General features: G+C 65.6%; 22 protein-coding genes. 12 read left to right on the top strand and 10 right to left on the bottom strand.

Features of this window, described 5'->3' with window-relative positions; genetic code table 11:
• Positions 1-250 precede the first annotated feature (250 nt).
• The 6 genes from HY699_15680 (at position 251) to HY699_15655 (ending at position 8,570) form a co-directional block, all read left to right on the top strand.
• Positions 251-1,417 (top strand): hypothetical protein, encoded by a 1,167-nt coding sequence (locus HY699_15680; GenBank protein MBI4517246.1) that lies wholly within the window; start codon positions 251-253, stop codon positions 1,415-1,417.
• A 46-nt stretch (positions 1,418-1,463) separates the two neighbouring features.
• Positions 1,464-1,985 carry a hypothetical protein gene (locus HY699_15675; GenBank protein ID MBI4517245.1) on the top strand — a complete coding sequence of 174 codons (522 nt, stop codon included), beginning with the start codon at positions 1,464-1,466 and terminating at the stop codon, positions 1,983-1,985.
• Between the two features lie 194 nt (positions 1,986-2,179).
• On the top strand, positions 2,180-4,186 hold the full coding sequence (locus tag HY699_15670) for a hypothetical protein (GenBank protein MBI4517244.1): 2,007 nt from the start codon (positions 2,180-2,182) through the stop codon (positions 4,184-4,186).
• 42 nt (positions 4,187-4,228) lie between these two features.
• Positions 4,229-5,305 (top strand): hypothetical protein, encoded by a 1,077-nt coding sequence (locus tag HY699_15665; GenBank protein ID MBI4517243.1) that lies wholly within the window; start codon positions 4,229-4,231, stop codon positions 5,303-5,305.
• Positions 5,306-5,341: 36 nt separating this feature from the next.
• Complete coding sequence (locus HY699_15660; protein ID MBI4517242.1) at positions 5,342-7,216, top strand: cytochrome c3 family protein; 1,875 nt, start codon at positions 5,342-5,344, stop codon at positions 7,214-7,216.
• Between the two features lie 34 nt (positions 7,217-7,250).
• The gene (locus HY699_15655) at positions 7,251-8,570 is read left to right on the top strand and encodes a cytochrome C (protein ID MBI4517241.1); all 1,320 of its coding nucleotides are present in this window, start codon (positions 7,251-7,253) and stop codon (positions 8,568-8,570) included.
• Positions 8,571-8,588: 18 nt separating this feature from the next.
• Here the strand turns inward: HY699_15655 and HY699_15650 are convergent, their stop codons facing one another.
• Together HY699_15650 and HY699_15645 are read right to left on the bottom strand one after the other, a co-directional pair.
• The gene (locus HY699_15650; GenBank protein ID MBI4517240.1) at positions 8,589-9,194 is read right to left on the bottom strand and encodes a DNA-3-methyladenine glycosylase; all 606 of its coding nucleotides are present in this window, start codon (positions 9,192-9,194) and stop codon (positions 8,589-8,591) included.
• Between the two features lie 65 nt (positions 9,195-9,259).
• Positions 9,260-10,408, bottom strand: coding sequence for a tetratricopeptide repeat protein (locus HY699_15645; protein MBI4517239.1), 1,149 nt, complete (start codon positions 10,406-10,408; stop codon positions 9,260-9,262).
• 341 nt (positions 10,409-10,749) lie between these two features.
• Between HY699_15645 and HY699_15640 the strand changes: the two genes are divergently transcribed.
• Entirely contained in the window at positions 10,750-11,313 is a 564-nt protein-coding gene (locus tag HY699_15640; protein MBI4517238.1) for a hypothetical protein, read from the top strand.
• Positions 11,314-11,349: 36 nt separating this feature from the next.
• Here HY699_15640 and HY699_15635 read toward each other — a convergent pair whose 3' ends face one another.
• The 8 genes from HY699_15635 to HY699_15600 all read right to left on the bottom strand — a co-directional run bounded on the left by HY699_15635 (position 11,350) and on the right by HY699_15600 (position 20,424).
• Positions 11,350-12,504 carry a beta-lactamase family protein gene (locus tag HY699_15635; GenBank protein MBI4517237.1) on the bottom strand — a complete coding sequence of 385 codons (1,155 nt, stop codon included), beginning with the start codon at positions 12,502-12,504 and terminating at the stop codon, positions 11,350-11,352.
• A 759-nt stretch (positions 12,505-13,263) separates the two neighbouring features.
• Positions 13,264-13,728, bottom strand: coding sequence for a hypothetical protein (locus HY699_15630; protein MBI4517236.1), 465 nt, complete (start codon positions 13,726-13,728; stop codon positions 13,264-13,266).
• 39 nt (positions 13,729-13,767) lie between these two features.
• Positions 13,768-14,766, bottom strand: coding sequence for a phosphotransferase family protein (locus HY699_15625; GenBank protein ID MBI4517235.1), 999 nt, complete (start codon positions 14,764-14,766; stop codon positions 13,768-13,770).
• A gap of 90 nt (positions 14,767-14,856) precedes the next feature.
• On the bottom strand, positions 14,857-16,758 hold the full coding sequence (locus HY699_15620; protein MBI4517234.1) for a lytic transglycosylase domain-containing protein: 1,902 nt from the start codon (positions 16,756-16,758) through the stop codon (positions 14,857-14,859).
• On the bottom strand, positions 16,755-17,660 hold the full coding sequence (locus HY699_15615) for a beta-lactamase-like protein 2 (protein MBI4517233.1): 906 nt from the start codon (positions 17,658-17,660) through the stop codon (positions 16,755-16,757). The genes HY699_15620 and HY699_15615 overlap by 4 nt, the downstream gene beginning before the upstream one ends.
• 146 nt (positions 17,661-17,806) lie before the next feature.
• Positions 17,807-18,160 carry a response regulator transcription factor gene (locus HY699_15610; GenBank protein MBI4517232.1) on the bottom strand — a complete coding sequence of 118 codons (354 nt, stop codon included), beginning with the start codon at positions 18,158-18,160 and terminating at the stop codon, positions 17,807-17,809.
• 69 nt (positions 18,161-18,229) lie between these two features.
• On the bottom strand, positions 18,230-20,020 hold the full coding sequence (locus tag HY699_15605) for a carboxypeptidase regulatory-like domain-containing protein (GenBank protein MBI4517231.1): 1,791 nt from the start codon (positions 20,018-20,020) through the stop codon (positions 18,230-18,232).
• Entirely contained in the window at positions 20,017-20,424 is a 408-nt protein-coding gene (locus HY699_15600) for a hypothetical protein (protein MBI4517230.1), read from the bottom strand. Before HY699_15600 ends, HY699_15605 begins: the two co-directional genes overlap by 4 nt.
• 576 nt (positions 20,425-21,000) lie before the next feature.
• Here HY699_15600 and HY699_15595 point away from each other — a divergent pair.
• The 5 genes from HY699_15595 to HY699_15575 all read left to right on the top strand — a co-directional run bounded on the left by HY699_15595 (position 21,001) and on the right by HY699_15575 (position 26,069).
• Positions 21,001-22,299 carry a hypothetical protein gene (locus HY699_15595; GenBank protein ID MBI4517229.1) on the top strand — a complete coding sequence of 433 codons (1,299 nt, stop codon included), beginning with the start codon at positions 21,001-21,003 and terminating at the stop codon, positions 22,297-22,299.
• A complete protein-coding gene (locus HY699_15590) occupies positions 22,239-22,874 on the top strand; it encodes an N-acetyltransferase (protein MBI4517228.1) in 636 nt (211 codons plus the stop codon). The genes HY699_15595 and HY699_15590 overlap by 61 nt, the downstream gene beginning before the upstream one ends.
• Before the next feature lie 77 nt (positions 22,875-22,951).
• Entirely contained in the window at positions 22,952-24,118 is a 1,167-nt protein-coding gene (locus HY699_15585) for a DegT/DnrJ/EryC1/StrS family aminotransferase (protein MBI4517227.1), read from the top strand.
• Positions 24,106-25,050 carry a sugar transferase gene (locus HY699_15580; protein ID MBI4517226.1) on the top strand — a complete coding sequence of 315 codons (945 nt, stop codon included), beginning with the start codon at positions 24,106-24,108 and terminating at the stop codon, positions 25,048-25,050. The genes HY699_15585 and HY699_15580 overlap by 13 nt, the downstream gene beginning before the upstream one ends.
• Complete coding sequence (locus HY699_15575; GenBank protein ID MBI4517225.1) at positions 25,050-26,069, top strand: Gfo/Idh/MocA family oxidoreductase; 1,020 nt, start codon at positions 25,050-25,052, stop codon at positions 26,067-26,069. The genes HY699_15580 and HY699_15575 overlap by 1 nt, the downstream gene beginning before the upstream one ends.
• The last annotated feature ends 1 nt before the right edge of the window (position 26,070 follow it).

The following is a 26,070-nucleotide window of genomic DNA, read 5'->3' as shown; positions in this document are numbered from 1 at the left end:
CCCTGCTGTGGCGTAGCGATACTGCCAGCCAGCTCTGCCTGACCTGCCACGACAAGGGCACCTACACCGCACCGTAACGCCAACCGTTGCCCGGCTTCGGCGCGAGGGGAATGCGCCCGTTCCCCTCGCGCCTTCCCCCCCATCCCCTCCGCCTGACTTCTCCTGTAAGCGCCAAGATGCTAGGAATTTTCCCGCGTGGCCGGAGCGCATTGCACTTCGGATTGCGGCTGCGGGCTAGCGGAAGGCGAAAATGGCTAAAGACGACCGGCGTGTGGGCATCGTAGGGGTGGCGCTGGCCTGCCTCGTGGCAGCCTGCGCGACACCCGTACGACAAACGCAGCAACCGGTGTTCTTTCCGCCACCGCCGGCGCCGCCGCGGCTTCAGTACCTGACCTCCTTCAGCGGCCTGAAGGATATCGACGAGCAGTCGGCCTTCAACCGCTTCGTGGTCGGGGAGCAACAAGACGTGAAGGTGGATAAGCCTTACGGCGTGGCGGTCCACGACGGCAAGATCTACGTCTGCGACACCAACGCCTCGGTTGCGGTGTTCGATCTGAAGCGCAAGACCTTCGAGCCGCTCAAAGGTGCCGTCGGCCCGGGTAAGCTCAGCCAACCGGTCAACATCAGCGTCGCGCAGGACGGCACCAAGTACGTGGCCGATCCCGCCCGCGGCCAGATTGTCGCGTTCGATTCCAACGACGAGTACCTCAGGGCCTACGGCATGCCCGGAGCCTGGCGCCCGGTGGACGCGGTGCCGTTTGAAGATCGGCTGTACGTTGCCGATGTCGCCAACGGGCTGGTGAAGGTCTTCGACCAGCAAAGCGGCGCAATGGTCAAGACCATTGGCGACAAGGGCGATCCCGTCGAGCGGCTCGACCGCCCGACCAATCTGGCTTTTGACCGCGACGGCTACCTCTACGTCACCGATGTCGGCAGGTTCCAGGTGGTTAAGTTCGATCGCGACGGTCATTTCAAGACGACCATCGGCAAGGCCGGGGACAACCTCGGGCACTTCGCCCGGCCCAAGGGAATCGCCGTCGATCGTGAGGGCCATCTCTACGCTGTCGATGCTTCCTTCAACAACGTCCAGATCTTCAACCCCGAGGGCAGGTTGCTGATGTTCTTCGGCGAAGGCGGCGATAAGCCCGGTGACCTGCTGTTGCCAGCTAAGGTGACGATCGATTACGACAACCTGCAGTACTTCCAGCAATACGCCCAGCCCGGTTTCGAGATGGAATACCTGGTCTTGGTGACCAGCCAATTCGGCGAGCGCCGGGTGAATGTGCTGGCGTACGGACGAGAAAAGGGCAAGCCATACCCCACCGAAGCCGAACTCTTGGAGCAGATCGCAGAGCGGCGAAGGCAGGAGCTGGAGAAGGTGCAACCGCAAGAGGGGGAGAAAGCTCAACCACAGTGAATCGCGGCGCGCAATCGCTTTCCGGATTTCGATGAAAGTATGGACGGTGGCGGCCAGCGTCTCGCTTGCGGCCGTGTTGTCGATGGGCTGCAACGCGGCCTCCCGCTACCAGGTCCTCTCTTTCTTCTTCGACGGGGTGCCGCCCCCAGCAGCGACGGGTGCGATACCCGAGCCTGCGGCGAAGATGGTGGACGAGACGGTGAAACCGCGGCAGGTCGGATATCGAGAGCATGGCCCGTTCGCAGCCAAACTCTGCCACGCTTGTCACGAACCGGGAGCCACCAATGCACTCGTGGCGCCGGGGGAGCAACTGTGTTTCCGCTGCCATGAGCTTAGGCTGGACAAGCCCTACATCCACGGGCCGCTGGCGTCGGGTGGCTGTAGGGTGTGTCATGATCCCCACAGCTCCCAGTACCGCTACCTGCTGGTGTCGGAATCCGACAGTTTCTGTTTTCACTGCCACGAGCGCCAGAGCCTGACGCCGATGAGCGCCCACGAGGGCATCGCCGAACAGTGCACCACCTGTCACGATGCTCACATGGCTGACAAGAAGCACCTGCTGAGATGAGGGTGGGATACCGTCGGCGTTGTGGAGGCCCGTTGGACAGATGGGGGTCGAAGCGAAAATCGCCAGCAGCCGCGCGCGACAGGCGCCGACCTCAATCGCGTACCTATGCTGCGATCGCTGCCGCTGGGTTGTGCGGATGGCTGGCGATGGATCGCCGCCTGCCATGGCCGCGACCGGCTGTTAGAGTTCTGCTCATGCTATGCTTGGCTCTGCCCCTGACCGTGGCATCGGCCCTTGCCGAGTGGATCGATTTCGTGCCGCGGCCGCTCGAAAACGGCGGCTTCTTCGATGTCTTGGGCTCGTTCGAGCGCGATAACATCCGCAGCGGCGCGCGGCCTGCGCACTGGACCGATACCTTCGTCCGCGAGCGACTGACCCTGTACTCAATCGGCTACTCGTATCATCCCCGGTTCATCCAATATCAGTTGTCACTCGGCGGCACCGGCCGGCAAGAGGAGTACCGCTCCTCGCAGAGCGACAACGTTGGCTGGCGACAGGGGCTAGGTCTGGAGTACGATGCCAAACTGTTGGTGCTGCCCGAGCATTCGTACAATCTGGAGTTGTTCGGCCGCCGCTACGAGCCGCTGTTCAAGGAGCAAGCGGCCACCCAGCACAGCAGCGTCGAAACCAGCCGCGGGGCGTTACTGCGCTATCGCCAGAAACCGTACTTCCTCAATGCCAGCTACGTCGCCGATTCGATCGAGTCGGCCGTGGCCTCCTCGGATGTAACGCGCGTCGGTCTCAACGCCGAGTACTTCAAACGCTTCGTCAGCGGGAAGGAGCTGTCGTTCAACGGCGCCTTCAACCCGTCCTGGTTCAGCGACTCCCAAGGGCTCGAAGGCAGTTCGACGGAATTCCTGCTGGGCAATTTCGTTAACCTTCAGCGCGTCCGATTGACCTCGAACCTGACCAAAGGCGCCTTCGAGCATGAGAGCCGGGCGGCGCAACGGTTCGAGAATGATCAATTCGCCTGGTACGAGCTGTTGACCGCCGAGCTGCCGTGGAACTTCCGGACCGACGCTTCCTATCGCTATCAGGACCACGAGACCACCATCCCCGGCTTCGCGCCGGCGCCAGACCGCACCCTCTCCGACATCGCCAGAGATATCCAGCTCGACGTCAGCCATCGCCTCTATCAGAGTTTGGACAGCACCTACACGCTGCTCCGCGATGCGCGCACCTCTTCCGGCGGTGAGACCACGGCTCTCTCGCACTCGCTCGCTTTCAACTACGTCAAGTCGATCCCGCGTGGCCGGCTCTTGGCCGGAATCAGCCTGACGCGGGGCGAAACCGACAATCTCGGCCAGGCCGACGTCGTCAACGAGCCGTTTCTGGCGGTGGCCGTGCCGGGCGCTTTCAGCCTGCGGCAGCAGAACGTCGCGCCGGAGACCATCGTTGTTCTCCTCAAGTCTCCCTTGGCGCCGTTCGAGACTATTCGCTTGGTAGAGAATGTTCACTATTCTGTGACACCGGTGCTGAATACGTTCGAGATTCGCATGCTCACGCTTCCGCCGCAGTTCACCGTACCCGGAACCTACGATTTCTTCGTTTCCTATTCGCTCATCGCCGGGGATTTCGGACTCCGCTCCGAGACCTTCGGTTCCACCACCAGTGCAGAGCTCTTCGACGCCTTGCTGACGCCGTATTTCAGCTTCGTAGCCGTCAGGTCGGAACTGTTGTCAGGGTCGTTCGCGGGGACTCCGGTCGATGCCACCACCTACACCACCGGCATCATCTTTCAGCGCGGGCCGCTGCGGGTGCGGGGAGAGTACCAGAGTCTGGAATGGGAGGTGAGCGCTTATCGCGCCTGGAGAGCGGATGTCCAGTACGCTTACGCGCTCAACCCGACGACCAGCGTGTACGCGACGGTGGCCTACTTGAACCGCTACTATCCGCGCGGACGTTCCCAGTACTACAGCGGCGGCTTCAGCGAGGAGACCGCTTCCGCCGCCGGCAACATTCAGAAGCAGCTGTTCGCGCGCAGCATGTTCGTGTCGGTGGGGGGTTCGTACTCGCGCCTGCAAGGGTTGATTGACGCTAATGCCTATGCCCTCACTGCCGCCTGGATCTGGAAGATCGGCAAGCTCGACATCAACGTCGGTGCCAGCGCCTACGAGTCCGATACCGCTGGAACGGGCACGGTTGCCAGCCGGAGAGACCATGAACGCTTCTACGTCAGCCTGCGGCGGCGGATCTTCTGAAAGCGGCGCGGGCCAAGTAAGGCAGTAAGGCAAGGTGGCGTTATGCTGAGGTCTAACGATCGCGCGGGTGCTTGCTGGCGATGCACGAGCCTGGTCGGTGGGCTCGCCTTCTTGGCGCTAGGCTGTGCCGCGAAATGGAACCTGCAGGCGGCCCAACCCGAGATCGCTTTGCAGTGGCCGTACCAGCCGAACCGGGCCAAGCTGACTTACGTCCGCTCGCTGACCGGCCTGACCCGCCAGACGGACTCCGGCACGCTCCTGCGCGCCATCGTTTTCGGCAGCGAAGCCGCGGACCGCAATGCCTTCGTTCTGCCGGTGGCTGTCGCCGCCGGCCACGACGGCCGCCTGGCGGTCGCCGATATGGGACGGCGGCGAGTGCACCTCTACTTGCCCGCTACTCAGCGCTACCTACAGCTGGCGGGCTCGGAAACTGAAGCCATCAGTTCACCGGTCGGTCTGATCTTCGACGAGGAGTTGCGCCTCTACTTGTGCGATTCGGCCGGAAAGGTATTGGTGTTCGACGCCGACGGGACGCTGCTGTTTGCCGTGAGGGCGGCCGGCACCCAGCCGTTGCAGCGGCCGACCGGCATAGCTTACAGCCCCGGCAAGAAGCTGCTCTACGTCGTCGATACGCTGGCGAACAGGATTCATGCCTTCAGGAAGAACGGCGAGCTGGCCTTCTCGTTCGGCGGGCGCGGTGCGAGCGAAGGCCGCTTTAATTTTCCCACGCACATCTTTCGGGCCGCCTCCGGTGATCTCTTCGTGACCGATTCGCTCAATTTCAGGATCGCGGTCTTCGACGAAGATGGTAAGGCGCTGGGCTCCTTCGGCCATCACGGTGACGGCTCCGGTGATTTGGCCATACCCAAGGGGGTGGCGGTGGACCGTGACGGCATCATTTACGTCGTCGACGGCCTCTTCGACCACGTCCAGCTCTTCAACCGCCGCGGCGATTTCCTGCTGACCCTGGGCCGGCGCGGTACCGACTTCGGGGAGTTCTGGCTGCCGGCGGGCGCGTTCATAAGTGACGATAACGAACTTTATGTGTGCGACGCCTACAACCGGCGCATCCAGGTGTTTCGCATCACCGAACGGTACGCCGGCGCGGCGGCCGACTAGGAGCCGGTTCGGGGCTAGTGTCCTGTGGGTGTTAATATGACGCGACTTCGTCTGATCGCCGGTTGCCTCACGCTGACTGTCCAGGTTCTTTGTCTGCTCGCGATCGGCCTGGGTCGTGGTGTCGAGGCGCAGAGCCCGTCCGACATGGCCCGCACCCCGCACAATCTGTCGGTGTCGGGCCCCGGGCCGGTGCAGGCGCTGACGGAAACCCGCATCTGCATCTTTTGTCACACCCCGCACAACGCCACCCCGCTGTCGCCGCTGTGGAACAAGGAGCTCGAGCCGCAGGTCTACACCGTCTATGCGAGCCCGACCTTGCGCGCCGGCCCGCTGCCGCAACCTTCGGGTGCCAGCAAGCTCTGTCTGAGCTGTCATGACGGCACGATCGCGCTGGGCGCGGTGGTTAACCCGGTCGGCGGCATCGGCATGGCCAGCGCCGCGCTCGGCAGTCACTCGAGTTTCGGTTTGGACTTATCCGGCCACCACCCGGTGTCCTTCGCTTACCACAATGCCCTGCCCAATCCCGAGCTGGCGCTCTCGCCGCCGCCCGAGCTGGTGTACGGCGGCGCCGACGAGGTGCATTGCACCACTTGTCACGACCCGCACAGTGACCGCTACGAGAAGTTCCTGTTGAAGGACAACCGCTACTCAGCGCTATGCACCAGTTGCCATCAGCTGACGGGATGGAGCAGCTCGGCACACGCGACCTCGACCGCTTCGGTGGTCGGGATTCTGCCGCGGCCGCCGAAGACCTGGCCCACCTACACGCAGCTGAACGAGTGGGGCTGCGAGGCCTGCCATACACCCCATTTCGCCCCGACCGCGGAGCAGTTGCTGAATTTCACCGCCGCGCCGCCGGATCCGTTTTCTTGCACCAGCGCCGGTTGCCACAGCTCAGCACCAGGTGAGCCGCACGCGACCACCGCGCGTGCAGCTGTCGGCGCCCCGGGGCGCGCGGCTGCCGGGATGGTCGATATTGCCCGCCAAACACGCAAGCCCTCCGCCCACCACGAGCCCCTCGGTGCCTTCGCGCTGGCCCTCCAGCTGCCCGGCGGGGCGGCACGCTCAGGTGTGCGCAGCATTGCTTGCGCCGATTGCCACAACCCGCATTTCACCGCTCGGGGCAAGGCCCAGGCCCCGTATGCTTCGGGCCTGCTGCGAGCGGTCAGCGGCGTCGATCGCAACGGCATGGAGATCCGTTCAGTGACCTATGAATACGAGGTTTGCTTCAAGTGCCATGGTGACAACACCCCGGACCTCAACTACGTTCCCCGCGTGCTCGCCGTCACCAATACCCGGCGGGCCTTCGATGCCGCCAACCCCTCGTACCACCCGGTTGTCAGCATGGGCAGGAACCTGAACATTCCCAGCATTCCCTCGCCGCTCGAACCCAGCATGAGTCCGTCGGCGATGATCTATTGCACCACCTGCCACGCCGACGACGAGGGCGGTGCCAGCGGGCCCCACGGCTCGGCGTTTGCGCCGATCTTGAAGGAACGTTACGAGACCGCAGACTACACTCCGGAGAGCTACGATAACTATGCCCTCTGTTACCGTTGCCATAACCGATCGAGCATTATGAACGACGTAAGTTTCCGTAAGAAGACGATGCGGACGACGGCTTCCGGGGGCGGCCACAGCGGACATCTGGCAGCCGGCGCGCCCTGCTCGGCCTGTCACGACGCGCACGGAGTCAACGAGTTCGGCGCGCGGCAGACGGGGTCGCACACGCATCTCATCAACTTCGATACCAGGATCGTCTTGCCCAAGGCGGGTTTGTACCCGCTGTTCTGCGACGGCGATACCGCCACGATCGACTCCGGTTGCCCGCCGGCGGTTGGCGGGGTCTTCTCAGGAAGTTGTACGCTCGTGTGTCACGGTGTAGTTCACGACGGCACTTCCTATCCGTGATGGGCTCGGGCACATGCAGGAAAGGGATCGGCGCATGAATCACAGGGATGTTGGTACAGGCCTGCTGCTGGCTTCGCTCCTGCTGTGCCGGTTCTGGCTGCCGGGCGTGGCTGCCGCTGCCGAGGAGGGTTGCGTCTCCGGCAAGTGCCACGCGGCCCTGCTGAAGGGTCAGAATGTCCACCCGATCGCGGAGAATTGCGAGGGCTGTCACGAGTCGATAGCGACGCCGCATCCCAAGAAGGGCCAGAACACCTTCAAGCTGACGCAGGAGCAGCCCGAGCTGTGTTACACCTGCCACGAGAAATTCGGCAGCAAGGCGGAGGTGCATCCGCCCGCCAAGGAAGGGATGTGCAGCACCTGCCACAACCCCCACGCGGCCGACGAACCCAAGCTGCTGACCCAGCCGCTGAAGGATCTGTGTGCGATCTGTCACGCCGACCACGTCGACTTCAAGGTTGTCCATGGCCCGGTCTCCGCCGGCGCCTGCACCGCCTGCCACGCCGCGCACGAGTCCGACGCCAAGACCCTGCTGCTGAAGCAAGGCGAGGAGCTGTGTGCCGGCTGCCATCTCGACGTGCCGGAAATGGTGAAGAAGAAGAACCTGCATCCCGCGCTCCAGGGCGGCTGCACTTCGTGCCACAACCCGCACGGTGCCGCCCACCCGAAGATGCTGGCGGAAGCAGGAGCGCAGCTGTGCTTCCTCTGCCACGGCGAGATCGGGGAGAAGATCACGCAGGCGCCGGTGGTTCATGCCGCCGTCAAGGGCGAGCAGGGCTGCGCGGCCTGCCATTCGCCCCATGCCGGCGACCACGAGAAGCTCTTGCTCAATCCGCTCAAGGAGACCTGCTTGAGCTGTCACAGCACCGTCATCACCAAGAACATGACCGTGCTCCATGGCCCCAACAACGACGGCAAGTGTACGCGCTGCCATGATCCACACGGCAGCCAGAACGCGAAGCTGCTGGCCAAGGCCTTCCCGACCGATCCCTACGTGCCCTACACCGAAACCGAATTTGCGCTCTGTTTCAGTTGCCACAAACGCGACCTGCTACAGTATCCGGACACCTCGTTCGCCACCAACTTCAGGGACGGGGACAAGAACCTCCACTACCTGCACGTGAACAACAAACAGAAGGGGCGCAGCTGCCGGCTCTGTCACGACATGCACGGCAGCTCCCAACCCAAGCTGATCGCAGAGAGCGTGCCGTTCGGAAAATGGAATCTGCCGTTGCGCTTCGTCAAGACCGAGACCGGCGGCGGCTGCTCACCGGGATGTCACAAGACCTTGTATTATGACCGCCAGACTCCCGGCAAGAAGCCCGACGTAGCCAAGCCCGCCAGCAAGCGCGACTGAAGCAAGACGCGGGCTGGCCTAGCGCGGTGGGCGAGCTCGAGCCGAAACCGCGGCGCTAGTGCGGTCGTAGAATCGCCACAATCGTAAGGCGTGCTCGCCCGCGTAAGCGACGCCGACGCGGGTGGCTGCCACGATCCGCTCGGTGGCGAGCGCGGCCCCGCGCTCGATTCGCAGCGGCCCGCTGAGCAGGTTGGCGCCATTCAGCCGCCGATCAATACCCAGCGCCCGACAAAGGTTAGCAGGACCGCGGGCGAGGGCAGCGGGCGGCATCGCCTCGTTCACCCCACGGCGCGCGCGCATCAGCTCAACTCCGGCGAGCGGCTCCAGAGCCCGGATCAACACCGCCTCGGGCTGATCGCGGCCGGCCGCCACGACGTTGAAGCAGTAGTGCATCCCGTAGATGAAGTAGACGTAGGCGTGGCCGGCGGGGCCGTACATGACCTCGTTGCGCGGCGTGCGCCGGCCGCCGTAGGAATGGGCCGCGCGGTCCTCGGGGCCGCGGTAGGCCTCGGCTTCGACGATGCGGCCGGCGGCGGTGCCGTCGGGAGCTTCGTGCACCAGCACGGCTCCCAAGAGCGCCTGCGCCAGCGTCAGCGCGTCACGGGCAAAGAATCTCCGGCTCATGGCGGCGGCGGGAGGGCTCACCCTCTGGCCCTTGGCGGTGCGCGCTGGAATTGGTCGGGCCGGCACTACTCGCGAATGGTATCGAGCAGCTCACCCGAGGTGCTGTCAACCAGTTGTACTGTAACGCTGGCAGTGAGCCCCCGGGCGGTCTTCTGTTCTTGGAGTTGACTGCGGATACGGTCGGCAAAGCGCGTGCGCACATCCTCGGGCATCGCCGCCAGCGGGAAGTCGTGCACCAACACGCGCAGCTCGGTGTCGCTGGTCCATTCGAGCCGGTCGAGTTTGGCGGCGAGGATCTGATGGCTGCGGAAGAAGTGCTCGAGCTCGGTGCGCAAGCTGCCCGCTGGCGCACCAACGCTGCCGGCGGCGGGCGCCGCCGCGCTGCCGGCAACACGCGCGAGCACCTGATCGACCTGCTTGCGGGTGCGCTCGTCGGCCGCCAACTGGCGCGCCTGCTGCAGCGCCGCCACGGCTTCGGTGACCTTGCCGGTTTTTTGAAAAGCTAGGCCCAGGTTGAATTGGGCCTGAAAGAAAGACGGGCTCCCGGCCAGGATCTTCTGATACTCGGCGATCGCCGCTTCGGTCTCGCCCGCGGCCAGCTGCATGGTGGCGCGATCGGTCAGCACGTTGAGATCGTCGGGCTTCAACGCCAAGTAGCGCGTGTAGAAATCAATCGCCTGCTGCGGCTGATCGCGGTCGAAAGCAACGTTGCCCGAATTGCGCAAGGCGTCGGTGTGGTTGGGGTCGCGCTCCAGCACCTGCTGATACGAGCGCTGCGAGGCTTCCAAGTACGCCGGATCAACCTGTCCGGCGCGGTACTGCACCTCGGCGAGCTGCTGCCAGAGCTGGACGTTGTCCGGCTGGGCTTCGGCGGCCTTGGCCATTTCGGCGATGGTCTTCTTGACGTCGTCCGGCAGCGCGATCGGGGGATGCCCCTCGGGCAACTGGCCAACCGGTGCCGGGGCCGCGGGCGCGCCGCCCTTGCGTGAGGGCACCGACGGCGGGGTCTTGGGGTTGAGCCAGCCGATCGTGATCGCCGCGCTGCTGATCAGCACTACCACGGCGACAACCAAGATCGGGGCGTAGCGCCCGAGTGCCAAGCGCGCTGGGCCGGCTCCCTGGCCGCCGGCTAACGCCGTGCCACACTCGATGCAGAAGCGCGCGGTGGTTAGCAGCTTGGTACCGCAGTGGCTACAGAACTTGGCCTCGGCCATCAAGCCCTCGAATAAGACCGGCTGCCGGCCCGGTGTTGATCGCTGCGGCGCTGCGCCAAGCGAGCTGAATCGCGCCGGTATCTGTGCCGCCGCTTGAATAGTGTCCGGGAGGCAGGCGTCCCAAGCGCATACGGCTGACTTCGGGCCGGAAAAACGCGGGAGATCATCGCGAGTGGACCCTAGCAGCAATCCCCCAACGTGCCAACCAGCCCGCCGCGCTGGCAGGTGTGCGGTGAACGCCGTGCAAGCGGCCGCGCGCAAGCCGCGTGGCCGCCTTCTCTTGGCGGTTGTTTTCGTGAATAATCGGCGGCCAATGCGGCGCCGAGGAGGAGAGTGAAGGGATGCGCTACAAGTACTACCGCTGGCTACCACTGCTGTTCGCCGGCAGCCTCATCAGCTCATGCACCTGCCGCCAGCAGGTCGAACAGGTCGCCGGCAGCCCCACGCAACGGCCGGCCGGCTTCCATGTTGCGGGGCGGCGCACCGTAATCGCCCCGACTGTGCTGGTAGCGCCAACGCTGCCACCGGCCCCGACGTCCGAGATTACGCCCGGCCCCGGCGCCGAACCGGAAGGCACGCTGCCCTCCGATTTCCCCGCCGACGTTACCCTGATGAAGGACGCTGAAATCACCGGCGTTCAGCGGCTGCCCGCCGACGCCCGTGCCGTGCTGGTCCGCACCGAACAGGAGAAGAGCCAGGTGTACGACTTCTACGAGCAGGACCTGCGCGAGAAGGGCTGGACGCTAGAGCAGAACTACCAAGGCAAGGAGCAATCGTTCTTGGGCTTCCGCCGCGGCAACACGATCCTCAACCTGACCGTAACCGAGGACCCGAAGAATCCGGGCAAACGGATGGTGATGGTCATGTATCAAGAGGATCAGCCACCCGACTTCGGCGACTTCTGACGATACCTGCGCCAGCAACGAATGGGCGAGGCGCTCTCACAGTGCGGCGTAGACGGCGGCGATCAGTGCCCGCGTGCGCGGATCTTGAAAGCGCGGCCCCGCCTGATTCATGGTGTAAGCGAACGCCAACTGCGCATCCGGGTCGGCGAATCCGAGCGCGCCGCCGGCACCGAAGTGGCCGAAGCTGCGGGGGTTGGGACCCAGCGGCCGCGCCGGTTGCGTGAGCTGAAAGCCCAGTCCGAAACGCGATGGGCGCCGTAGCACGAAATCGGTTCCCGCGGCAGCCTCGGCGATGGCCTGATCGATTGTCGAGCTGTGCACGAGCCGGATGCCGTCGACGGCTCCGCCGCAGGCCAGAGCACTGTAGATCCGCGCCAAGGCACGCGCGTTGGCGTGGCCGTTGGTCGAGGGCATCTCGGCTGCCCGCCAAGCTCTCGTGTTGACAGTGCCGGGGCCCGATAGCCCGGCCGGGTTCATGTACACGCAGCCCAACATGAAGCGCCGCTCGTCATCATCATCGTCGGCCACGATTTGCGGCGGCTTATCGGCGAAGAGATAATCGGCGATGCGCTCGTCGTGCTCGGGCCCGATGCCGAAGTGAAAATCCGCCGCCAGCGGGCCGGCGACCTGACGCTGAAGGAAGCCGCCGATGCTCTGCCCACTCACCCGCCGCACGATTTCGCCGACCAAGAACCCAAAGGTGTTGACGTGATAGCCGAGCTCGCAGCCCGGCTCCCACCACGGTTTCTCCTCGGCCAGAGCTCCGGTCATGAGCTGCCAGTCGTACATGGCCAGGCTCGGTAGTGGGCGCCGGATCGCTGGCAGTCCGGCCCGATGGCAGAGCACCATACGCACCGTGACGGCGCCCTTGTCGTGAGCTGCGAACTCGGGCCAGTAGCGCACCACTGGAGCTTCCAGGGCGACCTGCCCGCGATCAACCAGGATGAGTAGAGCGAGTGCCGCTATCGCCTTGCCCGCGGAGAAGACGTCCACCAGCGTTTCCCGCTGCCACGCTCGCGTGCGGGTGCGGTCGGCCCAGCCGGCCCAGAGATCGAGGACCGGTCGGCCTTCGAGCGTGATTGCGAGCGCGGACCCGAGCTCGCCGTGTTGGCGGAAATTCTCGGCCATTGCGGCGCGCACGCCGGCAAAGCGCGCATCACACCAGCCATGGATCTCGGGGACGTCGGCCACGAAGGTACAGAGCGGTTACGTACCCGCTCCGGTGGCGGCCGCGCCACACGCCGAGCGGCAGGCGCGCGCGGCGGTCAGGCAAGCACGCGAATCAACCTGGTGCTTCTTGGCACAGGCCTCGCCACAGTCTCGGGCCTGGCGCAATCCCGGGCAGTTCTCCGTGGTAGCGTTTGGTGGGCATTCGCTCAGCTTGTCGCGCTGACTGCGGCAAGGCTGCAGGCAATCGCGCCGCTGCGCCTGAGCCTTGCGCTGACAAGTGGAGAGATCCTGCCGGCACTTATTCATGCATTGATTCGTCGCTGCCCAGGTAGTGGTGGCGACCGCCGCCAACATGATCAGAGATAACGTCACGCGCTTCATAGCCTCTCCGTACCAGCCGCTGGTCGGGGAATCTACCAGCAATAGCCGGTGGGGGTAAAACGAAAACGCTTGCAGCCCGGAGCCTGCGGCCCGGGCCCCATTTCTCGCTTGACGCTGTCCGGCACAAATTTCGCCGCCCAAGGGGAAGAGATTGGCGGATCCCAAGCGGGAGCCGCAAGATGGGCAACAATCCCGTGCCGGGGCTGCGGCCGCCGCACGAGCTGAGAAGCGGACCGCGCAAGCGGCGCGTGAACTCGCCCCGGGCTTGCGGGTCGTCCTGGCTGACGCAAGTCCGGATGACTGCTCGCCGTTGACAGCGAGGTCGGCCGCGGCTCAACCTTCCGTGTCTGGGGGCCCGCCAGTGTTGGGCATCCCCCGGCTCTTGCGTAAGACCGGGTCTCACCACGCCAGGCCGCCGACCTGCACGATCTGCTGGTCGCGGCGGTGTTGGTTGCGGATGTAAGCGCGCATGGCAGCGTCGAGCTCGAGAATGCGCTCGCCGCCGTCCTGCGGCAGTGCCCGCGCCAGCGCCGGCACCAGTGTGCGCATGCGCTCGTTCGCGGTATCCATGGCCCGCGGGCTAGCGCCGCTGCCCGCGGCTCCCTCTAGAGCTGCGCGCACACGTGGCCCCAGCTCGCCGCCATCACCGAGCACCGCGAGCGCTTGGGTCAACAACGCGCGCAACTCAGCGCGTTCCTCCAGCAGCAGCCCGCCCTCGATCTCCCAGCGGGCGATTACGTGATCCAGGAGCAGGCCGGTGTACATCGCCTGCTGCCGCGCCTGTTCGGTTTGCAGCTCGGGCAGCAGGATATTGAAGATGATCTGTTTCACGCCGTTAAGGACAGCGGTCGCGTCTGGTTGCATGGGTTCTCCTTCGGTGCGCCAGCGTGGGTGTGGCGGGGCTCAGATTCGTAGCTTCTCGATCAGGTCAGCCTCCAAGCGCGGTACCATCAAACCGACCAAGGCCAAGACGGTTTCGCAGTTGCGGCCCTCGCAGAACGACTTCACGCCGGTGAGCGAGATCACCGCCATCTTCACCGCGCCGAGCACCTCGTAGTAGAACAGCCGCTCCGCGTTCACCGGCATGCCGCCGGCATGTTCGTAGGCGGCGATCATCTCGTCACGCGGCAGCAAGCCCTGACAGACGTTGGCGCTGCTCCAGAAGTTGAGCACGGCCCAGGCCAGGTCCTCCATCGGATCACCCAGGTGCGCCAACTCCCAGTCGAGGATCGCCGTGATGTGGCCTTGGTCGTAGAGGAAGTTGCCGGCACGATAGTCGGCATGGACGAGCACGATCTCCGACTGGCGCGGCGGATGGGTGGCCAGCCAATGCAACGCCGCCGCCAGCACCGGGCGCTCTTCGAGCTTGCTGCGCTGATACTCGCGCTCCCACCAGTCGGCCTGTGCCAGGGCGGCGGCTGCGCCCGAGCTCGGCACCCCGAGGAACTCGAGCTCGAGCTTGCGCCAATCGGCGTGATGAATGCGGGCGAGATAGGTAGCGAACTCCTGGGCAATGGTGCGCCGCGTCTCGTCGCTCTCCGTGATCGGAAAGATCACCGGCGGTGCGACGCCGGGGATGCGCTCCATCAGCATGAACGGCCGATCGAGCCAGCGCGACTCTTCCTCCAACCAGTAGATGCGCGGGACCGGCACGCCCATTTCACGGGCCGCGATCAGCACGCGGTACTCGGTGCGGCGATCGGTTTCGAGCACGCTGGCGGTCGGGTCGCGCCGAATGATCAGCGGCCGCAACGCGCGGGCGCCGTTTTCGGTCCATTCCGCGTCCACCAGCCAAGTCTCGCGCGAGGCCCCGCCGCCGGTGCGCGCGAGGCGATGGACGGCGATGTCGGTGGCATTCGGCAGTCGGGCGGTCAGATATGCTTGCAGGCGATCACGATCCATGGCGGCTTCTCTAGCGTGAATCGGCGCACGATAGCCAGGGGTGCGGTGCTGGCATTTGTCACCGGCGCCGCTGACCGACGCCAGCCCGGACTACTCGCCATAGCAGCGCGCCACCTCCAGCTCGCGGCCGTCACGCACGGCGGCATACTTGGCCCAGAAGAGATCGTCGATCTTCTTGAGCGCCGGCTTGGGCTTGTTCGCGCGATAACGGGTGCGATGGCCGGGGCCGCCGTTGTAGATCGCGTAAGTGGCCCGCGCCAGGTTGTCGCTTCCGCCGGGCTGATTCTGCTCGCCCTTCGCGATCGCATAATCGCGCAGATAGTGGAGCAGAATCTCGCTGCCGGCGCGGCCGTTGTAGGCGATGTCGCCGAGCAGGCCCTTCAGGTCATAGACCCCGCGCCAGACGTTCTGATTCACCTGCATCATGCCGACCGAGCCGACGGCTGACTTGATCGGCGTGAGCTTGCCGCCTTGGCGAACGAACTGGCGCCAGCAGCTCTCTTGCCAGGCGGCGGCGAAGACTAAGTGACGATAGAGCGGCTGGAACTGTACGCCGAGTTCGTTGGCGGCCAGGGTCTCGTTGCCGGCGTGCACCAGCAGATCGCGCACCAGCGGCAGATAGCTGGCAACGTCGTCGCGCGTCGGTGCCCAGCGGTTGAGCTTGGCGATCGTGTCGGGCGCAATCGCGGCCCCGGCGGGGGCAACAAACCAGCGCAGCAGGGGAGCGAGCGCGCTGAGATCGATCTCCACATCGGTAGCAATCTCGGGCGGCGGCAAGGGCGCGCCGAAGCCGAGCAGCGTGCGCAACTCCGGATCGATCTCGATGCTGTACGCCACCGGATCCGCGCTCGCTGCCGGTGCGATCATGCGGGCAAGCCGGCGCAAGCCGTCGGCCGACAACTCCACGCCGAGGTCAGGACCAAGCTCGTGCAATGCCGCCAGCGCATCACCAGCCGTGATGAAGCTGGTGTACTGCAACGCGGTCTCGGCCGGCAGGCCGGCGGCGGCTTGGCGCAGGACCGGGGCCAGACGTTCCCAGGTGCGCAGGAAGAAGCCCGGCACGGGATCAGGGGCGCCGGAATACGGCGGCGCCAGCGCCTCGAGCAGCTCGTGGCGCGCGTCGAGTAAGAGCTCGAATAAGGCGTGCCCCAGCTCGCCGCTGTTGTCGCGCGCAAAGTGTTTCACCATGAAAGTAACGAAGGCGTCCCACTGCTGCCACTTGGCTTGCCAAGCGCCCACTTCGGCCGGCGATAGCGTGGGCTCGGGGGTGGCAGCGGCCGCTGCCGGACGCGGCTCGGCCTCGAAGGCGAGCGTGACCGCGAGGCCGCCTTCGACCACGCGCGGATCACGAACACTCAAGGAATTCACCATGCGCTCGATACGCTCGGCGCTGCCCGGCAGAACCAGGGGCAACCACGCCCGCAGTTCGTTGAACGGCTGGTTCAAGTCGAGGCGCATGTTCTCAAACCGCGGATGCACCGAGGTCTTCACCAAGTCCCATAGCTTGCCGGTGGTGAACCGCTTCTTGTGCTCTTCGTCATAAATGTTCGAATCGATGATCTTGAACTTCAGGACTCTCGTGGCCCCGTCGAGTTGTGGTTCCTCGAACACCTCGACAAACCCCTTCCACTCCAGCGCCACCAAACACTGGCTGCCGATCTTGGTGCCAAGACGGGCATCGCCGCGGCTGGTGATGTGTAAGCTCGCCTCCGCGACATCGACCTTCGGCTCGTAGAGATCGAGCCAGCCGCAACCCACCCCGTCATCGAAGATCGCCGCCTTTTCACCGGGCTCGGTATAAATCTGCTGCACCAGCGCCTGACGGACAAAGGCCAGATCGAGTCGCACGGGCACGCTCACTTGACTCGCCCACGCGGGTGAGGCCAGTAGGATGGCGATGAGCAGCAGCGCGAGCGGGCAGCCGAAAGGTGCCAGCAGGTAGCGCAAGACCGAGCACGTGTCTTGCAGGTCTTGCAGTTGGATGCGCTTCATTGCTGGGTGTTCGGCTTGACGGCGTCCGCGCCGCTTAGGTGCCAGGCTTGGTGCTCGTGCCGCACGCGTCCTTCTTTCTCCAGCTTGCGCAGGTGGGCCATAACCGACATCGCTGCGGCAGCGTGTAAGTATTCGGGGACGTCGGTATACATACGTTTGACCAGCGCCGGGACTTCGTGGACCCCGGCGCGCAGCCCGGCGAGAATCTGCTGGTCGCGCAGCAGGCGGTGCGCGATGTACTGTTCGATCTTCTCGCGCGGGTTATGGATCGCCGGTCCGTGGGCGGGGTAGATCACGGCCAATTCAAGTGTGAGCAAGCGGCGCAAGGAGTCGAGGTAGTCGCCGAGGTCTCCGTCATCGCCGATCACGGTGGTGCCCGCACCCAGCACGACGTCGCCGGTGAACAATGCCTTCTCCTCTTCGAGGTAGAAGCAGAGGTGGTCACGCGCGTGACCCGGCGTCCAGAGCGCGCTCAGGGTCGCGCCCTCTGTGGTGATGGTCGCGCCTTCGCCGATGGCGGTTAGCGCCTGGGCGGGATCACGCTCGGGCAGAAGCATCTTCGATACCGCCACCGGGCCAAAGCGCTGCTGAACCTGGGTCACGCCGCCGATGTGGTCGATGTGACCATGGGTGAGCACAATCCCTTGCAACGCTCGCGCGCTCTGGCTGTTCAAAGCCTTTTCTAACAGCGGCAAGTACGCCGGCACGCCTTGGCCGGTATCGAGCAACAGCGGCCGCCGGCCGGTACCGATCAGATAGGTGTTGGTTCCCGGCCCGGCAAAGATGCTCGGGTTCTGCCCCAGCACCACTGTCACGCGCGGGCTCCACGCGGCAATGTCGGCCATTTGCAGGCCGATCATCGAATCCTGCACCACCCGAGTGGGCGCCGCCGCTTGGGCCATGGACTGCTCAGTAGCTGGATTCGCCCAGCGCCTCAAGCGGCCGGAACTGACGATTGTCGGGATCAAAGCATTGGCCAGACGCTCCCCTAGCAGCGTCACGGCAGTGTCGCCGGAGCGTCGCAATGACGCACGCAACAACGCACTTGTCAGGCCGACAAAGCGTCGCGGACAGCCTGTACGTAGATGTTCGGGGGCGCCGGGCACTGGATATAGCCGTCGGCCCCCGGCACCTCCCGGTCGATGTTGCGGTCGCTGTCGACGACCAGTACCCGCACTTGCTGGCGCCGCGGCGTCGCGCGCAGTCTTTCAATGATTTCCGCGCCGTTTTTCCGATCAACTAGCAATAGGTCGGGCCGTTCAGCCAGAACTCTAAGCCACAGTTCCTCCGTGCCGTTACACTCGGTTCCCACCGTGCCAAACCCCTTGAGTGCCAGCACCCGCGCCAGCGCCGTGCTGAACTCGGGGTCGCTACAATCCGCAACCAGAATACGCGCCATCATCCCCCCTTCGTCCTCGACTCTAGCAAGAGGACGGCCACGAAGTTGACTGGACGGATGCTGGCGAACCGCTCAGCGCACTTGCGCCTCAATCTGGTTGCTTGTCGTGTCGGCCTCTGGCTGCAGGCGAATGATCTTCGGCCCCGGTCCCTCGATCTGCCAGGTCGGGAAGTTCGAGTTCGAGGTCCACACTCCGCCGGCGTCGTCGAAGTCGATCTCGCGCGTGTAGGTCACCCGGGTCGGTAGTGGGTACACGGTAAACTGCTCGCTGAGCGGATCGAAGCGGATCAACGAGTCGGAGCTAGTGCCGCAGATCCACACGTTGTCGGTGCGGCGGTCGACGTTGAGGGCGTAAGGGGTTTCGACTCCCTCGATCGGTAGCCGCCAGGTCTTGAACTCCCCGGTGCTCAGGGCGTAGCGCGCCAGCAGTCCGGCGCTGAAGGCGGGAATCCAGAGGTTGCCTTTCGAGTCGAAGCGCAGGCGGCGCGGGCCTGGAAACGGCGTGTCGATCAGCTTGATCGAGCCGGTATCCGGATCAATGCGGCCGATGCGGCGCTCGTTAAGTTGGCTGAACCACACCCCGCCGTCGGGAGCGATGTCGATGCCATAGGGCACCGGCAGGTTGATGCCTTCGCCGGCCGACGAGGCGTCTCCCATCGGCAGGTAGCGTGCCGCCCGCAGAAACAGCGGCGTGAGGCGCAGCACGAGTGCCTGTCCCCAAGTGCGGGCGGGCAGCCGGATGGTGCGGCGGGTGCCGGTCTTGGGGTCGATCATGCCGACGTGATTGCTGACCGCGAGCGTGTACCAAACCCGCCCGCTGCGATCGAAACGCAAGGTGTGCGGATAGAGCCCGTCCTGTTGCTCGATGATTTGCCACTGCTCGGTCTTGGGATCGAAGCGGCCGATCTTGTTGCCGAGACAGAGCGTGACCCAGATCGAGCCGTCGGGGGCCACCTGCAAGCTATGCGGTGCCACGTGAGCGTTGCTGTTGGGCGCGAGCAGGGTGCCAGTGGTGTTGAATATGCCGCCGAGCGGCGAGTCGCCCCGCGGAATGGCGTAAGCCTTGCGCTCGTTGGTTCGGGGGTCGAGACGGTAGAGCTGGTCCTGGTTAGTGTCGACGGAGTAGATCGCCCCGTCGGGATGAACGGCGAGGTCGTGCTGCATCGACGCCGGATGGCCGATGTCCCATTCCGTGATCACGCCACGGGCGGCGTCGCCGCGCGGCGGCGCGGGCGCAACGAACTGCGGCTGAGTCAGCGCCGGCAGATACGATTCGTCGTCGTACGCGGCGTTGAACGCCGGCGGCAACTCGGCCCGCAGCTCGGCGGAAATGATCCCGCCCATGCGGGCCATGAGTTTGAAGATCTTATCCCAGTCCTCGGCGCTGCGCGGTACACGCGTCGCCCAGTTGCCTTGTTGGTGGCAAAAGGTGCATTGGCGGACGAACTCCTCGCGCTTCTCCTCGCTCGACAAACGCGCCAGTAGCAACGGCAGCCAACGACTCGACGGCAGCTGCCAGGCTAGCTCGTGGGGATCGCTTTCCGGAGTGACGACTAGCTCCAAGCGCTGCGCGCCATCGCCGAGCTGGTAGTGCTGCTGGAGGTCGCGATAGCCGATGCGGCGCACGCGCACATCGTAGGCCCCGACTGCCAGTGCCGGCAGGCGGAAGCTGCCGCCGGCGTCGGCGTAGACCGTGGTTCCACGCTGCTGGCTGCGGTCGGTGGCGGTCACCATGGCGCCCTCGACCGGGGCACCACCGCTGTCGCTGACGCTGCCCGCCAAGACTCCGGTGTCGAGGCCAAGCAGGCGCAGTGGGAAAAGCAGGCCGTACGCCACCGCCGTCAGGTACGCGATACGCTTCATGGCTTATTCTCCGGCAGTGGCGTCGCGGGCGGCGGCATCACCAAAGTGAGCGGGCCTGTGGGCGCCGCGCGGCGCAGCTCGAATTCACTAACGACCGGCAGGAATTGGCGGAGCTGCACCACGCCTGTATGTTCGTGACGGGCGCCGCCGTACTCAATCACGACGCGGAAGCCGACTGGCTGCGCGCCGCCTTCGCAGCCTTCGAGGTAATCAACGCCGACGCGGTAGCGGCCAGGCGCGGGGTCGGCGAAGGTGGCCCACTCCAGCGCCGGTTCAGCCGCGGCGGCGGCGCGCCGGTCGGCACAACGCACGTCGCGCTCGAGCTTGCCGCCGCTACGGCTGGGGTTGTTGGCGAAGTACACGGTTTCCCACGACGGGCCGGTGAGGTAGAGGTCGAGGTCCACGGCATCACTCCATGTGAGTATAACGCGCAGGCCGGCTGCGGCCGGCAGAGCTGGGACCGGCGCTGGCAGCGCCGCCGGCCGGTGAGCGCAAGCCGTGAGCGCCAGCAGCAGCACGGCAGCCGCAGTGGGCGCGGTCCGACAAGAGATGCGCAACTGCTCCACCCGCGTGCATCTAGGTCAGCGCCTGCCGCGATACAAGCCCGCGAGCTGGTGCGCGCGCCGGCTGAGTCAGAAATCGCCTAGGTCTCTACCGCCCGCTTCATGTTCGGCTTCCGCGACCAAGACCCAGCGGGGACTTGGGGCTCCGACCAATTGGTAACCCGCCTCAATCCCGTGCCGCTGGGGGTGCGCGACAAATTTGTGGGTAACGTGGTTCGGTGTTATGGCCGTCATTCCCGCTTTCGCGGGAATGACAAATCGCGTCCCTTTCGGCCATGGGCCTCGGCCTGACAGTACACAGTACTGTCAGACTGGTGAGGCGGCTGCACGTTACCCACAGATTTGTCGCACACCCGTGCCGCAGGCCCGCTATCGCGTCGCTCGCGGCCCGGCCAGTTCTCGGCTAAGGATCGCGCCGTGAGTAGCAGCCGGACAGATGGCCTCGCGGCCGGCGGTGCCCCGCGGGCAAACACGGTGGCGGGTTTCTGGAAGCTGCGCGGAAGTCCGGGCTTAGAGGCCGGTGTTGCGGCCGGCGCGCCGCCCGCGCCCGCAGCGTTGCATCGCTTCTGCTCCGATGCCTTCTTGTTTGGCGCCTGTGCTCAGGGCTGGGACGGCGGGGCTCCAGCCGACGGACGCCTGCCGTTCGACCCCGACGAGGTGTTCGACAACTACCTCTGCGAGCGCTACGCCGCGGCGCCGCCGCGCGGGCGTGCCGCCTACTACCGCTTGCGCCCGTTCATTCCGCTGGCGCTGCGCCGGGCCTTGCAGCGCGGGCAGGCGCGGCGCTCTGACGTGACGCGCTTTCCTCGCTGGCCGCTGGAACTGAGCCTGATCCGCTTTCACCAGCTGGTTCTGGCGACGATGTTGCGCGAGATGGACGAGTGGCCCTACGTGGCCTTTTGGCCCGGCAATCGCCGCTTCGCGTTCGTGCTGACCCACGATGTCGACAGCGCGGAGGGCTTTGCCCGGATTGAGCCGTTAGCGCGGCTCGAACGCGATCTGGGCTTTCGCTCGGCATGGTTCATTGTGCCGGAACTCTACCGGGTGGATTGGGACTATCTCGGGCGTCTCGCCGAGGACGGTTTCGAGGTCAGCATCCACGGCTTGCGGCACGACGGGCGGCTGTTGGCCTCGCGCCGAGTCTTCGAGCGGCGGCTGCCGCGCATCAACGACTACGTGCGGCGGATTGGCGCCGCAGGGTTTCGCAGCCCGGCAACACTCCGGCGCTCAGACTGGCTGGCGGAAATCAACGTCGACTACGATGCTTCCTATTTCGATACCGACCCGTTCGAGCCGCAGCCGGGCGGTACGTGCAGTTGGTTTCCGTTTTGGCTCGGACGTCTGGTCGAGTTACCTTACACCTTGCCGCAGGATTTCACCCTCTTCGAGAAACTCCGACTCGAGGCGGAGCAGGTGTGGCTGGCGAAGCTGGCGGTTATCGAACGCTACCGCGGCATGGCCTTGATGCTGACGCATCCTGATTATCTCGACCGGCACGCGCGCCTTGACGCCTATGCCCGCGTGCTGCAATGGGTAGCCAAACGCGCCGACTGCTGGCGGGCGTTGCCGCGCGAGGTGGCGCAATGGTGGCGGGTGCGCAACGCGGCGACCTGGCGCGCCGATGGGACGATAACGGCTGACGGTCAGGGAGAATCATGGGCGAAGGAACTGCGACCCGACGTACTGCGGCGCGTCGCCGGCGAGCTGTGTTGGTGAGTGCGGGCCGCGGCCAGGCGCCGTACGTGCACCCGCAAGCGCTGGTGGAAACGCGCGACATCGGGCCGCGTACCCGCATCTGGGGTTTTTCCCACGTGCAAGCGGGGGCGCGGGTCGGCGCCGACTGCAATATCGGCGAGCAGTGCTTCGTCGAAGCCGGCGCCAGCATCGGCGACGGCGTGGTGGTGAAGAACGGCGTGTCGCTGTGGGCCGGCGTGACCATCGAGGCGGGCGTCTTCATCGGGCCCAACGTCGCTTTCACCAATGATCCGCGGCCGCGCAGCCGGGTGTATCACGAGCAGCCCGCTGCCACGGTGGTGCGCGAGGGCGCCAGCATCGGCGCTAATGCCACGCTGCTGAGCCGTATCGAGATCGGCCGCTATGCCATGATCGGAGCCGGGGCGGTGGTGACCAAGTCGGTGCCGGCGTTTGCGCTGGTGCTGGGTAACCCGGCGCGCGTCCGGGGCGCGGTCTGTGGCTGCGGACAGACGCTGCGCTTTACTGCCGGCCGCGCCGCCTGCGCTTGTGGCCGGCGCTTCCGGCGTGTCCGGGGTAAAGTCGAGCCGGCGGTGTAAGTGCGGGGTGAGATGCCTAACAGGTTGTTCGGATCGAGGTTTTTGACTTTTGTCGCTGAACTTGTGACAGCTTGAGCATGCACGTTCCGATCACGGATTTGTACGCTCAGTACGAAGAGTTGCAGGGCGAGATTGATGCGGCGATCGCACGAGTGTTGCGCACCTCGCGCTTCATCGGCGGCGAGGAGGTGAGCGGCTTTGAGGCCGAGTTCGCGCAGTACTGCGGCGCGCGCTTCGCCATCGGCGTCGGCAACGGCACCGATGCGCTGCGATTGGCGTTGCAAGCCTTGGGCATCGGCCGCGGCGACGCCGTGCTCACGGTACCGTTCACCTTCGTCGCCACCGTCGAAGCCATCGTTCAGGTCGGGGCGCAACCGGTCTTTGTCGACATCAGTGACGAGGACTTCAACATCGACCTGGTGGCGGTCGAGCGCTTCCTGCACGAGCAGACCGTGGCGCGCAACAGCCGGCGGGTGCTCAAACACAGCGGCGCGGTACTGAAGGCGATCATCCCCGTGCACTTGTATGGCTTGCCGGCCAATCTGGCGGCACTTACGCGCATCGCCGGGGCGCACGGCCTGCGCCTGATCGAAGACGCGGCACAAGCGGTCGGAGCCAACACCGTGGTGGCGGGGATGCCGCGGCGGGCGGGGAGCGTCGGCGATGTGGCCGGGTTCAGCTTGTTCCCGGCCAAGAATCTCGGTGCCATGGGCGATGCCGGAGTGGTGACCACTAACGACGCCGCGTTGGCCGAGCAGATCCGCCTGCTGGCTGATCACGGGCAGGCGGAGAAATACGTGCACGTGCTGCCGGACGGCGGCAACTCCCGACTCGATGCGTTGCAGGCGGCGGTGCTGCGCATCAAGTTGCGCCGCCTCGATGATTGGAATGCCGCCCGGCGCCGCTGGGCGCACCGCTATAACGAACGGCTGGCGGACTTGCCCGTGCGCTTGCCGCGCGAAACTGGGGGCAGCGAGTCGGTCTATCACCAGTACTGCGTCCGCGTGCCGGAGCGTGACCTGTTTCGCTCGGCCCTGGGTGCGCGCGGCATCGTCACCGGTGTGCATTACCCGGTGCCGGTGCACCGGCAGCCAGCCTTTGCCTACCTCGAACAGCTCGAAGGCAGTTTTCCGGTGGCCGAGCGCTGCGCTCGTGAGGTGGTGTCGCTGCCGCTATGGGCGCATATGAGCGAGGCCCAGCACGATGCGGTGGTCGCGGTGGTGCGGCAGGTGTGCAGCGATTGAACCAGCCGGTGGCGTCGGTTGCGGTGGTGGGGGAGGGCGCGGCAGCGGCGGCGTTGGCCGGCACTGCGCGCGCCGCGGGAATCGAGGTGCGCGCCGAGTTGACACCGTTAGCCGCGCTCGCGGCGCCGGTGCCGCCGAACGTCGAGAAGGTGCTCATTGCAAAGAGCGGCCTGAGCCGCGAGATGCTGGCCACACTGGCTTTGCATTACACGGCCGCCGGTGTGGCGGTATGGCTCGAGAGGGCCGAGCTGGCCGAGCTGCAAGGCTTGTTGCCCGAGGAGCCGACCGGCGACCGTCCGGGGGTGGTGCTGGCAGCCGCCCGCCCGTTGCGGAGGTGGCGGCGCGTGGTTGATATCGCCGTGGCCGGTACGGTGCTGGTAGTACTGCTCCCCTTGTTGCTGATCATTGCGGTGCTGGTGCGGCGGTCCTCGCCCGGCGGCGTGTTTCACCGCGCCGAGGTGGTGGGACAAGACGGCCGGCCGTTCACGTGGTACAAGTTCCGCACTATGCGGATTGGCGGGCGGGATGAGGCGCGGCGTCAAGAGCGTTTTGCGGAATTCGTCGCCGGGGGGGCGGCCCCGACGAAGATCGTCGAGGCCGCGCGCATTACGCCGATCGGCGAGGTGCTGCGCCGCCACAGCCTGGATGAACTACCGCAACTATGTTCGGTGCTGAAGGGGGATATGACACTGTTCGGGCCACGCCCGTGCCTTCTGTATGAGTACGAGCTGCTCAAACCCTGGCAGCGTGCCCGCTTCATGGTGCGGCCTGGGCTCACCGGCCTGTGGCAAGTTCGCGGCCGCGGCAAAGTGCACGCCGACGAGATGGCGTTCATGGACATCTGTTACGCCTTGGGGCGAACCTGGCGAACGGACCTGCGCGTGCTATGGGAGACGCTGCTGGTTGTGATCGGCGGGCGGGGAGCGGCGTGATGCAAGAAGTGGTCGTGGGCGTCATCGGCTGCGGCTACTGGGGCCCCAACGTGTTGCGCAGCTTCGCGGCGGTACCGGGCTGCCGCGTAAAACGTGCCGCCGATCGGCGCCCGGGGCGATTGAGGTTCGTGGCCGAACGCTTCCCCGAGGTGGTGCTGTCGGATGATCACGAGGCGATCTTGCGCGATCCCGAGATCGACGCTGTCTGCGTGGTGACGCCGGTGTCGACCCACCACCAGCTGGCACTGGCCGCGCTGGCGGCCGGCAAGCATGTGTTGGTGGAAAAACCGCTGGCAGCGCAGCCCGCGCAGGCGCTCGATCTGGTCGAGCAGGCTGAGCGCCGCGGCTTGTTGCTCGGCGTTGGCCACCTGTTCGAGTATCACCCGGCGATCAGCGCGCTGCGCACGGCCATCGCCCAAGGGGCGATCGGTGAGCTGGCGTACCTGGATGGTGCGCGCATAAATCCCGGGCCGCCGGCCTCCGAGGTCAACGTGTTGTGGGATTTGGCGCCGCACGATGTTTCGATTCAGTTGCTCCTGGCCGGCGCCGAACCGGAGACGGTCACCGCATTTGGCAGCCGCTGCACGCGTGGCGATCTGCTCGATGCCGCCTTTGTTCATCTCGCGTTTGCAGGGGGGTGCAGGGGGCAGATTCACGTTAGCTGGCTATCGCCGCACAAGACGCGGCGTCTGTGGGTGATGGGGACGCAAGGATCAATCTTGTACGATGACTTGGCACCCGAGAAGGTGCGCGTCTTCGATCAAGGCTTCGATAGCCGTGTCGGGGCTGGCGATGACGACACCCGGGCGCTGTTCTACCGGCCGGCGAAGGTGACAGTGCCGGTGTTGGCGGCGGACGAGCCGCTGCGTTTGGAGTGCGAGGAGTTTGTTCGCGCCCTGCGCACCGGCACGCCACCGCGCGCCGACGGGGCCAGTGGCTTGCGGGTCGTGCGGGTGCTGGCGGCCGCCGAGCTGTCGCTGGCGCGCGGTTCGGTGGCGGTGCCGCTGGCGAGTGTGTGAG

It is taken from the genome of Deltaproteobacteria bacterium (assembly GCA_016210005.1).
Classification (GTDB): domain Bacteria; phylum Desulfobacterota; class Binatia; order HRBIN30; family JACQVA1; genus JACQVA1.
The sequence above is the reverse complement of the archived record's forward strand: the minus strand, read 5'-3'. Positions and strand labels throughout refer to the sequence as shown.